Origin of the sequence: Rhodospira trueperi (assembly GCF_900101965.1) — a bacterium.
Classification (GTDB): Bacteria; Pseudomonadota; Alphaproteobacteria; order Rhodospirillales; family Rhodospirillaceae; genus Rhodospira; species Rhodospira trueperi.
In genome coordinates this window covers 1-12,421 of sequence record NZ_FNAP01000029.1, presented here as the reverse complement: position 1 = coordinate 12,421, position 12,421 = coordinate 1, and the positions used below count along the sequence as shown (strand labels likewise).

Annotated in this window: 14 protein-coding genes and 1 pseudogene; 3 read left to right on the top strand and 12 right to left on the bottom strand. The window is 68.6% G+C overall.

Annotated elements, in window-relative coordinates:
• Positions 1-162: 162 nt before the first annotated feature.
• Positions 163-495 carry a DUF6444 domain-containing protein gene (locus BLS85_RS18025; RefSeq protein WP_092788125.1) on the top strand — a complete coding sequence of 111 codons (333 nt, stop codon included), beginning with the start codon at positions 163-165 and terminating at the stop codon, positions 493-495.
• Positions 496-993: 498 nt separating this feature from the next.
• Here the strand turns inward: BLS85_RS18025 and BLS85_RS18020 are convergent, their stop codons facing one another.
• The 5 genes from BLS85_RS18020 to BLS85_RS18000 all read right to left on the bottom strand — a co-directional run bounded on the left by BLS85_RS18020 (position 994) and on the right by BLS85_RS18000 (position 4,338).
• Positions 994-1,197: a TOBE domain-containing protein gene (locus BLS85_RS18020; protein WP_092788124.1), complete on the bottom strand. Its 204-nt coding sequence runs from the start codon at positions 1,195-1,197 to the stop codon at positions 994-996.
• Positions 1,198-1,482: 285 nt separating this feature from the next.
• Positions 1,483-2,175, bottom strand: a complete 693-nt coding sequence (locus tag BLS85_RS18015; protein ID WP_092788123.1) for an ABC transporter ATP-binding protein — start codon at positions 2,173-2,175, stop codon at positions 1,483-1,485.
• Positions 2,172-2,966 (bottom strand): ABC transporter permease, encoded by a 795-nt coding sequence (locus BLS85_RS18010; protein ID WP_092788122.1) that lies wholly within the window; start codon positions 2,964-2,966, stop codon positions 2,172-2,174. Before BLS85_RS18010 ends, BLS85_RS18015 begins: the two co-directional genes overlap by 4 nt.
• 36 nt (positions 2,967-3,002) lie before the next feature.
• The gene (modA, locus tag BLS85_RS18005; RefSeq protein WP_092788121.1) at positions 3,003-3,779 is read right to left on the bottom strand and encodes a molybdate ABC transporter substrate-binding protein; all 777 of its coding nucleotides are present in this window, start codon (positions 3,777-3,779) and stop codon (positions 3,003-3,005) included.
• A 37-nt stretch (positions 3,780-3,816) separates the two neighbouring features.
• Positions 3,817-4,338, bottom strand: coding sequence for a NifB/NifX family molybdenum-iron cluster-binding protein (locus BLS85_RS18000; RefSeq protein ID WP_176793904.1), 522 nt, complete (start codon positions 4,336-4,338; stop codon positions 3,817-3,819).
• A gap of 288 nt (positions 4,339-4,626) precedes the next feature.
• Here BLS85_RS18000 and BLS85_RS19680 point away from each other — a divergent pair, with 288 nt between their 5' ends.
• A complete protein-coding gene (locus BLS85_RS19680) occupies positions 4,627-4,878 on the top strand; it encodes an NAD(+)--dinitrogen-reductase ADP-D-ribosyltransferase (protein ID WP_092788119.1) in 252 nt (83 codons plus the stop codon).
• Positions 4,879-4,901: 23 nt separating this feature from the next.
• Here BLS85_RS19680 and BLS85_RS17990 read toward each other — a convergent pair whose 3' ends face one another.
• The 5 genes from BLS85_RS17990 to BLS85_RS17970 are packed head-to-tail and all read right to left on the bottom strand — an operon-like array spanning position 4,902 to position 10,525.
• The gene (locus tag BLS85_RS17990; protein WP_092788118.1) at positions 4,902-6,656 is read right to left on the bottom strand and encodes an SLC13 family permease; all 1,755 of its coding nucleotides are present in this window, start codon (positions 6,654-6,656) and stop codon (positions 4,902-4,904) included.
• 54 nt (positions 6,657-6,710) lie between these two features.
• Entirely contained in the window at positions 6,711-7,772 is a 1,062-nt protein-coding gene (locus BLS85_RS17985) for a sulfate/molybdate ABC transporter ATP-binding protein (RefSeq protein WP_092788117.1), read from the bottom strand.
• A 15-nt stretch (positions 7,773-7,787) separates the two neighbouring features.
• Positions 7,788-8,651, bottom strand: coding sequence for a sulfate ABC transporter permease subunit CysW (cysW, locus tag BLS85_RS17980; protein WP_092788116.1), 864 nt, complete (start codon positions 8,649-8,651; stop codon positions 7,788-7,790).
• Positions 8,644-9,501: a sulfate ABC transporter permease subunit CysT gene (gene cysT, locus BLS85_RS17975; RefSeq protein ID WP_092788115.1), complete on the bottom strand. Its 858-nt coding sequence runs from the start codon at positions 9,499-9,501 to the stop codon at positions 8,644-8,646. The genes cysW and cysT overlap by 8 nt, the downstream gene beginning before the upstream one ends.
• Before the next feature lie 4 nt (positions 9,502-9,505).
• Complete coding sequence (locus BLS85_RS17970) at positions 9,506-10,525, bottom strand: sulfate ABC transporter substrate-binding protein (RefSeq protein ID WP_092788114.1); 1,020 nt, start codon at positions 10,523-10,525, stop codon at positions 9,506-9,508.
• 182 nt (positions 10,526-10,707) lie between these two features.
• Here BLS85_RS17970 and BLS85_RS17965 point away from each other — a divergent pair, with 182 nt between their 5' ends.
• Complete coding sequence (locus BLS85_RS17965) at positions 10,708-11,151, top strand: RrF2 family transcriptional regulator (protein WP_092788113.1); 444 nt, start codon at positions 10,708-10,710, stop codon at positions 11,149-11,151.
• 135 nt (positions 11,152-11,286) lie between these two features.
• On the opposite strand, the gene BLS85_RS19555 is transcribed toward BLS85_RS17965, so the two are convergent.
• Complete coding sequence (locus BLS85_RS19555; RefSeq protein WP_245699287.1) at positions 11,287-11,646, bottom strand: IS66 family transposase; 360 nt, start codon at positions 11,644-11,646, stop codon at positions 11,287-11,289.
• Positions 11,647-11,655: 9 nt separating this feature from the next.
• Positions 11,656-12,372: pseudogene (gene tnpC / locus BLS85_RS17960) on the bottom strand (IS66 family transposase); the annotation flags it as partial.
• Between the last annotated feature and the right edge of the window lie 49 nt (positions 12,373-12,421).

Here is a 12,421-nt window from a genome sequence, read left to right as displayed (position 1 = left end):
GGCTCCGGTTCTGGGGGGCAGACGCCTGTTGAATCACCCTCGAATCCCGTTCGCCACTGAAATCAGCCCTCGGCCGTTAACCTGAGCCCGTTGCCGTGGGGGGTACCCCCGATCGGCCAACAATATCTTGATTCGGGGGCCGGGATATGAGTCAACATATCCATGACTCGGCCCGATCTGTCCCAAATGACTTCGGAAGAGAAGGACGCGCTGATCCTCGCGCTGCTCCAGCGCATTGAGGAGTTGGAGGCGCGTCTGGGCGGCGGGCCGCCGAAAACCCCGGACAACTCCAGCGTTCCGCCGTCGCGCGGGCAGAAACGCAACCGCCCGCCGCGTCAGAAAAAGCCGCGCAAGACGCGGGACGGGCCGGGCACGACACGCACCCTGACCCTGGACGCGCGGGTTCGCTTCGTTCCCAACGACAGCCGCGAGACCGACCGGGCTCGGCGCTCTCCATCACGATTATTGATCTGCGAACCAAGGGTGCAGGATTGATCTCATACCAGCGGCAGATGAGTTTGACTCATCTGCCGGGCGGCGCCGGCCCGCTCCCCCACCCGGCCACCCATAGGATACTGGCCCAAAGAAAATGAGGCGGGGGTGGCCGGGTGGGGGAGTGGGCCGGCCACGGACTTCAACGGTCATTGTCAAATGCCGTTGGTATCATTCTCAGGGCGTTGACAGCTCACGGGGGTGGCGGGCCGTCTTGAGCAACGATGGAATCACGGCTCCGTCCAAGTCTCGCCCCTGGTTCTACGCTCACGGCGTCCCCAATGTTTCGTGAGGCTACGAGCGACAAACCGCACCGTTGCGGACCGAAGGGTCAACGGTCCAGCGTTTGGAGTCACCACGATGGGACAGAATACTCTCCGGGCCAATCGAGATCCCCGTGCCGATATCAGCGGTCATCAGGGCACGGGGATCTCTTTTTGCGGCAGTGCCTGCGTGGGCAGCCGGTCCCCGTCGCTTGGGCAGGGGCCCGGCCGAAGCTCCTTATTTCGCGAGCATGACCTCGGTGGCCTTGACGATGGCCGAGATCTCGTCGCCGACCTTGAGGTCGAGATCCTCGACCGCTTCCACGGAGACGATGGAGCAGACGGTCTGGCCGCCCACGTCCACCTTCACCTTGGCCACGATCTGGCCCTTGGCGATGTCGGTCACGGTCCCCTTGAGGGCATTGCGGGCGCTGATCTTCATGAGAGGGCTCCTTATGCGTCGAAGACAGGCCAGCTCATGTGAGAGCTGGCGACAATTTTGAGTAGGCCGCATTCAACAGTCCGTCAACATGAAATTACACCCATCTTCGTTGTATATTTTAACTCTATAGCGGGCGCTATGTAATGAAGTCCGAGAACGAAGTAGACGGCTGGTCGTTGTGTTGTTTTCGTTTGTAATTATTCGATCTGGAAAATCGTGACCGTGCGTAACCCGCCCGTTGGCGGTGCTTGGACGCAGGCAAGGGATGACTCGTCCGGGGCGATCTCATTCTGGTCCTATCGAACCGGACCGTCGCAGGTCAGGCGGCACGCCGTTTCCTTGCCACGGTCCATCCGACGTCAGGCGGCCGTCGCGCAGGACCAGCACACGGTCGGCCAGGGCGGCGGCCTCCTCGGGATCGTGAGTGACGATCAGAGCCGTCATGCCGACCCGCCGGCGCACCTCGGTCACGTCCGCCCACAGGAGTCGTTTGGTGTCGGCGTCCAGGCTGGAGAAGGGTTCGTCCAGGAGCAGCAGACGCGGTCGGCGGGCCAGACAGCGCGCCAGCGCGGCCCGCTGGCGCTCCCCGCCGGACAGGGTGGCCGGTCGGCGCGCCGCCAAGTGGTCCGCCCGGGCCAGGTGGAGGGCTTCGTCCACGCGGTCCCGGCGCCGTTCGGGGCCGTCGAACCCAAACAGCAGCGCGAGGCGCACGTTTCCGGCCACGGTCAGGTGCGGGAACAGGTGCAGGTCCTGGCTGAGGTAGCCTAGCTGCCGCCCGTGTGGCGCGCGCGCGCGCGCGGGCTGTCCGTCAAGGAAGACCTCGCCGGCGTGGGGTAACAGGCCGGCCACGACCTTCAGGAGCGTGCTCTTGCCGGCCCCCGACGGTCCGAGGATGGCGACCGCCTCCCTGTCGGCCACGGTCAGGGACAGGCTGGCCAGCACTCGACAGGACACATTCTCGAGGAGAACCGCCGTCATGCCGCGCGGGGTCCCGGTCGGGTCGCCGACAGGGCCTGGACGACCAGCAGCAGCGCGAACGCGATGGCCAGCAGGATCAGAGCGCAGGCCACGGCCAGTCCGGTCTCGCCGCTGGCGATGTTCAGGTACACGGCCATCGGCAGGGTCTCGGTCCGCATGCGGGTGGCGCCGGCCAGCATCAGGGTGGCGCCGAACTCGCCCAGTGCCCGCGCCCAGCCCAGCACGGCGGCCGTGGCCAGCCCGCGCGCGGCCATCGGGACCTCGACCAGAAGGAACGCCCAGCCGGGTGACAGGCCCAGGGTCCAGGCCATGTATGCATAGGCGGGCTCGACCTCCTGGAAGGCGGTGCGGGCCGTGCGCACAACGATGGAGGCGGCCACGTAGGTCTGGGCCAGGATGATCCCGGCCGGAGAGAACAACAGGTCGATGCCCAGCGCCGCCAGCCCACCGCCCACCGGCGACTGCCGCCCCAGCAGGAACAGCAACCCCACCCCGGCCACCAGCGGCGGCGTCACCAGCGGCAGGTCCAACAGTGTTTCCAGCACGGCCTTGCCGGGGAAGCGGTGGCGGGCCAACAGATGCGCCGCCGGAATGCCCAACACCAAGGCCAAGGCCAAGGACACCAGGGATGTGCGCAGGCTGAGACCGATGGCGAACAGAGTCTCTTCGTTCGCCATCACCGCCGCCAGATCCGCGGCGTCGAGATGGGTCGCCAGCGCGACCACCGCGCCCAGAACGGTCACGGCGATGACCACGAGGGGGACGGCGCAGATCACCGCCAGCGGGATCATGCACCCCCCCGCGCCGGGGTGTGATTGACGGACGCCTTAGTCCGCCGCATCGGGCACCGGCAGGAACCCCAAGGCTTCAAAGGCGGCAATTCCGTCCGAAGAGGCCAGAAAATCCGCGAATTGGCCCGCCAACTCGGGGTCTTCGCTGGTGGACAGCACCCCGGCGGCGACGATCTCCGGCGTGTACCAGTCCGCCGGGATCGCGCGCATCACGATGGTGTCCGGGTTCAGCACGGCGTCGGTGCGACCGATGATGGCCGCGTCCACATCGCCCTGGATCACGTAGAGCGCAAGCTGCTTAACCGTGCCCGCCCGCAGCACGGTGTTGGCGCGGATGGCGCCCCCCATGCCGGAGGCATCCAGGATGGTCTCGGCGGTGCGCCCGAGCGCCATGGCTTTCGGGTCGCCCAAACCGACGCGGAGGCCCGGCTTGGCGAGGTCGGCGAAGGTGGTGACCTCCCCGGCCTTGGCCTTTGCCACACCGACGACCGGCGTGTGGGCGACGATGGGCCGGGGCGTATCCACGTCGCCGGCGTCAAGGAGGGCATCGAAGAACACGAGGGACCCGGGGACCAGGACGTCGCCCCGGCGGGAGGCGCTGAAGCGCGTGACCAACTGGCCGGAGCCGGCGTATTCGCGGATCACCGTGGTGCCGGTCTCGGCCTCGAAGCGATCCGCGAGGGTGTCGATGGCCGGGCGCAGGCCGGCGCCGGCATAGACGAGAATCTCGGCGGCGTGTGCCGGGACGGCGGCGATCAGGAGCAGCGGCGCGACGGCCGCGAGGACCCGGATGATGGCGGGCGGACGGGGCATGGATGGGTGTCTCCTGTGTAATCGCAGTGTTGCTGGGCTATGCTTCTCGGGCGACCGGGCCGGTCGGGGAAGTCCGGGTCCGGCCCTTCTTGCCCGCGCCCCAACTCTCCGCGAGCCGATGCAGGATCTCGCCTGCCCGCTCAATGTGGTCGAATCCAAGGCGGCGCACACGTCGGGCCGACCGGAGCAGACGATGGCGCTGTTCCGCGTGGCGCAGCCAGCGCGATGGCCGTGCCCGGAGGTTGTGGATCAAATCCTCTAACGCATTGGCAATGCTCCACCCCGCGCACCGCACGATGGGGCGAACGCCCTGCCGACTGAGACGCGCATGGGCGGATTCGCCGATGTCGCTGGCGAACACCAGGGCGCAGCCCCGGAGAGCCTTGAACTTGGGCGGTAGCTTGCGGTCATCGCCATCCGCGCGCAGGGGCCCTTTGAACCGGACCGTCCGTAGGTACGTGTGCCCCTCGGCCGAGACCTCATAGATCAGGAAATGCTGCGCCCATCCGAAGTGCGCGTCGATGTGCGTCAGGTTCTGTGTTGCAAAGGCGATCTTCATGGCCGTGCCTCGTCGCACGCGGAAATGTCGCGATTCCCAATCTGGAACGATCCGGATGGCCCTTGGGAAACGACATCGCATGACGTTATGGTGTTTACCTATACAACGGTAGCCGCGAATTGCGTCCTTGGTCAAGGCCAGCGGAGGGGTTGGGTCTCTCAGCGGCCGGCACCGGCGCCATGAGGGCGTCGTTCAGGCGCTGCGCCGACACTCGAAACGCCGGCAGCCGGGCGGCGACGGCACCCTCAAGGTGGCCCGCGTCGGGGCCGAAGCCTCCGGCGCGCGGGGATCGAGATCGGTCTTGTCGGTCATGCTCTCTACCTCCTGGGGAACCCTAAGGTAGCGCAGCGCCCTGTCTCACAAAACCGTGCCCCAACCCAGGCGGAGGCGTTCGGAGACTGGGTTTTCGAAACCGACATGCCCACCGCCAAGATCGTGCTGTTCCCCGGGTTGTTGCGCGACCGGGTGCTGCGCAGCGAAGGCGAGGTCCTGATGATCGGCGGACGGTACCGAATCGTGGCGCACCACGGGTGCCTTTAGTAGAGACCCGGCGCACCGGTTGTTCAGGGGGCTCCCAGCGGCAGCATCCGCGCGAGCAGCGGCACCGCGACCAGTCCCGTCAGCACCAGCAGCGGCAGGCCGGGCCGCCAGTAGTCGCCGAACCGGTAGCCGCCCGGCCCCATGATGATCGTGTTGTTGTGGTGGCCGAAGGGGGTGAGGAAGTCGGCCGAGGCGCCGATGGCCACCGCGATCAGGAACGGATCGACCGGCAATCCGGCCTGAGCCGACAGGCTGACCACGACCGGCGCCAGGACCAGCACCGTGGCCACATTGTTCAGCACCGGCGTGACCAGGGCCGTGAAAATGAAGGTCATCGCCAGCAGGACCGTCGGCCCCGCGTCGTGGGCGAGACCCAGCACGGTGTCGGCCACCGAGTGGGCGGCCCCGGTGTCGGAGAGCGCGTCACTCAACGGCACCAGAGCCGCCAAAAGCACGATCACCGACCAGTCCACGCGGCGGTAGACGTCCCGCACCGGCAGAACGCCCGCCAGCACCATGGCCAGGACCGCCCCGGTAAAGGCAATTTCCGCCGGCACCATGCCACTGGCGGCGGCCGCCAGCCCCAGCCCGAAAAGTCCCAGCGTCAGACGCGGGCGGCGACGCTCCAGGGCGATCCCACGGGCCTCCAGCGGCAGGCAGGCCAGATCGTCGATAGCCTGCACCACCTGCGGACGGGCCCCATGCAACAGCACGACGTCGCCCACCGCCAGAGTCAGATCCTCCAGTCGCCCCTCGTAGCGGCGTCCGTTGCGGGCCACCGCCACCACGGTGATTCCCCAGCGGTCCGAAGCGTCCAGGCTGGCCAGGGCGCTCCCCAGCACGATGGACCCGGGCGGCACGACGGCTTCCATGATGACCCCCGTGTCGTCGGTTGCCTGCCACGGCTGTCCCAGCGACACCAGACCCTCGCCGGCCAGACGCTCGATGGCGGCGAGGTCCGCCTCGGCACAGAGAACGTCCCCGGCTTGCAGCCGGATGGACTCGCGCCGCGCGAAGACCCAGGCGCCCTCCCGCAACACGCCGTGGATCGTCAGGCCGGCGTCGGTCTCGACGGCGCGCAGGCCCCGGCCGACCAGCGCGCCCGGCGCCACGACAAGCTCACACTGGTAGCGGCCCACCTCGAAGGGGGGGCGGTCGGGCACGGGGCTCCGGCGGGGCACCAGCCGCCACCCGACCAGCGACAGCCAGGCGACCCCGACCAGCGCCACCGGGACCGCCACGGACGCGAAGGCCAGAACGGAGAACGGCGCGCCCACCGTCTCGGCACGCACCTGGGCGACCATCATGTTGGGTGGCGTGCCGATCAGTGTGGTCATGCCCCCCAACAACGCGGCGAAGGACACCGGCATCAGGACAATGGACGGGGACAGGCCGCGCCGCGCCGCCACCGCCAGCGCCACCGGCATCATCATGGCCAGCGCTCCGACGTTGTTCATCAGGGTCGAGGCCGCCGCCGCCGTACCGCACAGCACCGCCACCACACCGCCCGGTCCCACGCGCAGGCGACCCACCCGGTCGGCGAAGCGGTCCAGCGCGCCAGCCGCCACCAGCGTGCGCCCCAGCACGAGGATGGCGGCGACGGTCACGACGGCCGGGTTGGACAGCCCGGAGAAGGCGCCGTCCATCGGCACGAGCCCCAACGCGACGCCGGCGAGCAGGGCGGCCACCGCCACCACGTCGTGACGCCAGCGGTGCAGGGCCAGAGCGACCAGGGTCGCCAGCAGAAGACCGATGATAAGGATCTGATCGTGGGTCATGACGGGAACCGGAGACGGACTCTGGAGGGTGGGCGCGCCGATTCGGCCGGCGGTTCAGGGCCCGAACACGTGGCAGTGCGTCAGCCGCACATGAATCGGCTGGCCGGGGCGCACGGACATCCAATGCGCGTCGGACATGGGAATGTCCAGTTCCAGCCGTTTGTCCAACCCCGGCACCGCCATATCGACCCGCACAAGGCCGGGGGCGACCCGGACCGCTTCAGCGATGCCCCGCAGCCCGGTGCCCGTCTCGTCGTCGGGAGCCAGGACGACGTCGTGGGGACGCGCATACACCATGTGGGGGCCGTCGGCGACACGGATGCCATCGGCCACCGGCCGGGGGCATCCGTTAAGGAACGCGGCGCCGCCGCGCACCTCGACCGGTAGGCCGTTCGAGGCGCCCATGAATCCGAACACGAAGGCGCTGGCCGGGCGGAGGTAGACTTCCGGCGGGCTGCCCACCTGTTCGACGCGGCCGGCGTTGATGATGGCAACGCGGTCGGACAGCTCCAGCGCCTCCTCCTGGTCGTGGGTGACGAACACGGTGGTGTGGCCGGTGCGGTCGTGCAGGTCGCGTAGCCAGCGCCGCAGGTCCTTGCGCACCTTGGCGTCCAGGGCGCCGAACGGCTCATCGAGCAGAAGCACGGTGGGTTCCACCGCCAGGGCGCGCGCCAGGGCGACGCGCTGGCGCTGGCCGCCCGACAACTGGGCGGGGTAGCGGTGCTCCAGCCCCTGAAGCTGGACCAGGGCCAGCAATTCCTCGGCGCGGCGGCGGATCTCGCGCCGGCTCGGGCGCCGCGACCGGGGCCGCGCCGACAGGCCGAAGCCGACGTTCTGGGCCACCGTCATGTGCCGGAACAGGGCGTAGTGCTGGAAGACGAAGCCGACGTTGCGGTCTTGCACCGAGCGGTGGGACGCATCGGCGCCGTCGAACAGGATGCGGCCGCCGTCGGGCACCTCCAGCCCGGCGATGACCCGAAGCAGGGTCGTCTTGCCCGACCCGGACGGCCCCAGCAGGGCCATGAGTTCACCCGAGGCGACGGTCAGGGAAAGCCCGTTAAGGGCGGCGGCATGGCCGTCGAAGCCCTTGCGGATGTCGTGGACCTGGATTTCCATGCGGTCGCGCGCTCCTTAAGGCCCGGCACGCGACGGTGTGCCGTGACCCAGGCGCGCCTCCAGCGCGGTCTTCAGCACCAGGGTCACGAGCGCGAGCACGGCCAGCAGCGAGGCCACGGCGAAGGCGGCCGGGAAGTTGTACTCGTTGTAGAGGATCTCGACGTGCAGCGGCACGGTGTTGGTCAGGCCGCGAATGTGGCCGGAGACCACCGAGACGGCCCCGAATTCCCCCATGGCGCGGGCGTTGCACAGCAGCACCCCGTACAGCAGCCCCCAGCGGATGTTGGGCAGCGTCACCGTACGGAACGTATGCCAGCCGCTGGCGCCCAGGCTGAGGGCGGCTTCCTCGTCGGCGGTGCCCTGGTCCTGCATCAGGGGGATCAACTCGCGCGCCACGAACGGCAGGGTGACGAACAGGGTCGCCAGCACGATCCCCGGCACGGCGAACAGGATCTCGATGCCGTGCCCCTTCAGCCAGGGGCCGAGCAGGCCACCGCCACCGAACAGTAGCACGTAGACCAACCCCGAAATCACCGGAGACACCGAGAACGGCAGGTCGATCAGGGTGATCAGCACCGCCTTGCCCCGGAACTCGAACTTGGCAATGGCCCAGGCCGCCGCCACGCCGAACACCAGGTTGAGCGGCACGGCGATCACCGCCACCAGCAGCGTCAGACGCAACGCGGCCAGGGCATCCGGCTCGGTCACGGCGGCGATCCAGGCGGCTGGTCCCAGTCGGAACGCCTCGGCGAACACAGCCACCAGCGGCAGCAGCAGGAACAGCGCCAGGAAGAGCAGCACCACACCGATCAACACGCCGCGCGCCAGCGCCGGTTCGCCAACGGGCGAGCGACGCCAATCTCGCGTGCCCCTAGCCATGGCCAAACCTCGCGCGGTTCCATCCCTGGATCATGTTGATCACCAGGAGCAATGCGAACGAGAGCATCAGCATCACCGCGCCGATGGCGGTGGCGGCGGCGGTGTTGAATTCCTCCAGCCGGATGACGATCAGCAACGGCGCGATCTCCGAGACGAAGGGAATGTTGCCGGCGATGAAGATCACCGAGCCGTACTCCCCCACACCCCGCGCGAAGGCCAGGGTGAACCCGGTCAGCAGTGCAGGGGCCAGCGCCGGCAGGATCACCGACCGCACGGTGCGCGCCCGGCCGGCGCCCAGGGTGGCGGCGGCCTCTTCCACCTCGCGGTCCAGGTCCTGCAACACGGGCTGGACGGTGCGTACGACGAACGGCAGGCCGACGAAGACCAAGGCGACGATGATGCCCGCCGGGGTGTAGGCGATCCTCACGCCCAGGTCGGCCAGCGGCTGGCCGATCCAGCCGTTGGGCGCGTACAGCGCCGCCAGGGAAATGCCCGCGACCGCCGTCGGCAGCGCGAAGGGCAGGTCGACGGCGGCGTCCAGGAGGCGCCGTCCTGGGAAGCGGTAGCGCACCAGCACCCAGGCGACCGCGGCGCCGAACACGGCGTTGACGACCGCCGCGACCAACGCCGCGCCGAAACTGATCCTCAGGGCCTGGACCGTGCGCGGTGCCAGCGCGAGGCTCCAGAACGCGTCCCATCCCAGATCCGCCGAATGCCAAGCCAGACCCGACAGCGGGATGAACACGATCAGGGTCAGATAGGTCAGGGTGAAGCCGAGCGTCAGGCCGAAACCGGGAAGGACGCTCGGCTTGCGGATCCGCCAGCGCGGCTTGACGACACCGGCGCGCATGGTCCTAGCGTCCCGCGGCGGTGATCTGGTCGAACACGCCGCCGTCGGCGAAGTGGGTCGCCTGCGCCTCGGCCCAGCTTCCGAAGCGGTCGGCGATACGCACACGGGTCACCCGCGGGAACCGGGCCAGTTCGGCCGGGTCGACCAGGTCGGGGTGCGCCGGGCGGTAGAAGTGCCGCGCCGCTAGGCTTTGTCCGGTTTCCGAGTAGAGATACTCAAGATATGTCGTGGCCAGGGCCGTGGTGCCCTTGCGCTCGGTGTTGCCGGTCACCACCGTCACCGGTGGTTCCGCGAGCACGCTGACGCTCGGGACCACGATATCAAACTGGTCCTCGCCCATCTTCTGGCGCGACAGGAAGGCCTCGTTCTCCCACGCCAACAGCACGTCCCCGATGCCGCGCTGGGTGAAGGTGATCGTGGACCCGCGCGCACCCGTGTCCAGGACCGGCACGTTGCGATACAGGCGGGCCATGAAGTCGCGTACCCGGGCTTCGTCGCCCTGATAGGCGTCCTCGGCGAAGATCCAGGCCGCGAGATAGTTCCAGCGGGCGCCGCCCGAAGTCTTGGGATTCGGCGTCACGACCTGGACATCCTCGCGCAGCAGGTCGTCCCAGTCGTTGATATCCTTGGGGTTTCCCTTGCGCACCAGGAACACGATGGTGGAGGTGTAAGGCGCGCTGGCGTCCGGCAGGCGGTCCAGCCAGTCGGCGGGGATCTTGCCGGTGGCCTGGGCGATTCGGTCGATATCGACCGAGATGGCCAGCGTGACCACGTCGGCGTCGAGGCCGTCGATGACCGATCGGGCCTGCTTGCCGGACCCTCCATGGGACATCCGGATGGTGACCGGGGCGCCGCCCTCGGCCGTCCAGTGCTCGACGAATGCCGCATTGAAATCCTTGTAGAACTCCCGGGTCGGGTCGTAGGAGACGTTCAGGAGGGTGTCGTCCGCCCTCGCGCCTGGCATCATCAGCAGGCCGGCGATCAGGGTCACGGCCAGACGGCGGCTGGGCATCGGGGTGGTCATCGCGAGTGATCCCATCTTGACGATCCGGACCCCTATTTCCTATTAAGTCGGTAGTGATTGTCAATCATGTTGTATGTGCTTCCCGACCTTGGCGACGGCCCCGGCCCCTCACGATGCGACTTGACCCACCGGCGCCGGACGGCGAAGACCGGGGACGCCCTTCACGAGAGCGGATCGCCCGCATGATTTCCCAGAAAGCCAAATATGCATTGCGCGCGCTGCTTGTCCTGGCCGAGGCCGGCGTGGGGCAGTCCGTGCCGATCTCGGACATCGCCGACGGGCAACGGATTCCCCGCAAGTTCCTGGAGCAGATCCTGCTCGACCTGAAGCATCGCGGCCTGGTGTCCAGCCGGCGCGGCAAGAACGGCGGCTACGCGCTGTTGCGGTCGCCCGACCTGATCACGGTGGGGGAGGTTCTGCGGCTGATCGACGGGCCGCTGGCGCCGCTGCCCTGCCTGAGCCGCATGGCCTATCGCCGCTGCGAGGATTGCGACGGCGAGGAGGACTGCCGGATCCGCCGCGTGTTCGCCGAGGCGCACCGCGCCAACACGGCGGTGCTGGATGCCGCCACCCTGGCCGACATGATCGCCGATCCGGGGCATCGGCGCATGCTTGATGCGGGCTGACCCGCCGCCACACCCAGGGCGACACATCCGCCGACCCAGACCAGAACCCGGATGGCCTAACAGGGGCAGGTTGCCGATAGGATGCCCGTCCGCGAAATATTATCTCGGGCGCTTTGTACTTGCTCAGGGGGGTGGTCAGGCGGCGGCGAGGGTTTGGCCGGCGAGGGTGCGCGAGATGGCCTGATGGGCCGGGATGTCGTTGAGCCGGCCGGTGCCGATGACGGATCGGGTTCGGGCATGGGTCTGGGCACTCCAGGCGGAGCGGAAGCCGTTGGTCACCTTGCGGAAGATGACGCTGGGGCGCAGCGCCCGTTCGGACCCGTTGTTGGTGGGCGGCACGTCGCGGTCGCGCAGGAAGGTGAAGAAGGACCCGCGCCAACGCTTGGTCTGGGCCAGCAGCGCCCGACCGGCCTCGGTCGTCACGGGAATGGCCAGCACCTTGTCGAGCTGCCGCTCGGCCTTGGCATGGTAACTGCGGAGCGTGCTGTCCTTCAGGTTGTCGCGCCGTCGTCCGATGGCGACGGCCCAGCGCAACAGACGACGCAAGGCGGGGGCGAAAGCGGGCTCGCCGTTCTCGAGGAACAGGGTGAACGCGGGCCAGCGCCCGAGTGCGTAGCGCATGGCCTTGGCGAGGTCGCTCTTGCCGGGGATGCGCGGCAACTGGGCCTCGCACCAGGCGTGGAAGGCCTCGACCCTGGGGCGGCTCTCGGCCTGGCGGACGGCAAGACGTTGTTCCGCTGACAGGCCGGTGATGCGGCGCTCGATGTCGTAGAGCGCGCCGATCTGTTCGAGCGCCTCCCGGGCGATGGGGGAGTCCGTGGCTTTCCAGACGTCGTGGAAGTCGCGCCGCAGATGGGCCCAGCACGCGGCTTCACGCACGCGCGGAGCGGCGCCGTCGCGGGCCTCGTACAGCTTGCGGAACCCCGCATAGGCGTCCGCCTGCAGGATGCCGCGGAACCCGGCCAGATGCCGTTGCGGATGTTCGCCCTTCCGGTCCGGTGAGAAGACGTACGCGACCGCTGGCGGATCGGTGCCACCCCAGGGCCGGTCATCGTGGACATAGGCCCAGATGCGCCCTTCCTTGACCCCGGGTTCGCCCCCGGTTGCCGTGCGCCGGCCCGGATCGAGCACCCGGATCGGCGTATCGTCGGCGTGCAGGCGGTCGGCCGCCAGGGCCTCGGCCTTGATGCGCTCGATCAGCGGCCGCAGCGTGGCCACAGCCAAGCAGACCCCAGAAGGGGTCTGCTATATTTGAAAACCAAGAGCGCGA

What these genes read in the sequence shown, in the direction of transcription:
- BLS85_RS18020 (WP_092788124.1), bottom strand. Translation starts at nt 1,197, where the DNA reads ATGAAGATCAGCGCCCGCAATGCCCTCAAGGGGACCGTGACCGACATC.
- BLS85_RS17970 (WP_092788114.1), bottom strand. Translation starts at nt 10,525, where the DNA reads ATGACCACCCCGATGCCCAGCCGCCGTCTGGCCGTGACCCTGATCGCC.
- cysT (WP_092788115.1), bottom strand. Translation starts at nt 9,501, where the DNA reads ATGCGCGCCGGTGTCGTCAAGCCGCGCTGGCGGATCCGCAAGCCGAGC.
- BLS85_RS17990 (WP_092788118.1), bottom strand. Translation starts at nt 6,656, where the DNA reads ATGACCCACGATCAGATCCTTATCATCGGTCTTCTGCTGGCGACCCTG.
- BLS85_RS17965 (WP_092788113.1), top strand. Translation starts at nt 10,708, where the DNA reads ATGATTTCCCAGAAAGCCAAATATGCATTGCGCGCGCTGCTTGTCCTG.
- BLS85_RS18010 (WP_092788122.1), bottom strand. Translation starts at nt 2,966, where the DNA reads ATGATCCCGCTGGCGGTGATCTGCGCCGTCCCCCTCGTGGTCATCGCC.
- BLS85_RS18000 (WP_176793904.1), bottom strand. Translation starts at nt 4,338, where the DNA reads ATGAAGATCGCCTTTGCAACACAGAACCTGACGCACATCGACGCGCAC.
- BLS85_RS18015 (WP_092788123.1), bottom strand. Translation starts at nt 2,175, where the DNA reads ATGACGGCGGTTCTCCTCGAGAATGTGTCCTGTCGAGTGCTGGCCAGC.
- BLS85_RS18025 (WP_092788125.1), top strand. Translation starts at nt 163, where the DNA reads ATGACTCGGCCCGATCTGTCCCAAATGACTTCGGAAGAGAAGGACGCG.
- BLS85_RS17985 (WP_092788117.1), bottom strand. Translation starts at nt 7,772, where the DNA reads ATGGAAATCCAGGTCCACGACATCCGCAAGGGCTTCGACGGCCATGCC.
- modA (WP_092788121.1), bottom strand. Translation starts at nt 3,779, where the DNA reads ATGCCCCGTCCGCCCGCCATCATCCGGGTCCTCGCGGCCGTCGCGCCG.
- cysW (WP_092788116.1), bottom strand. Translation starts at nt 8,651, where the DNA reads ATGGCTAGGGGCACGCGAGATTGGCGTCGCTCGCCCGTTGGCGAACCG.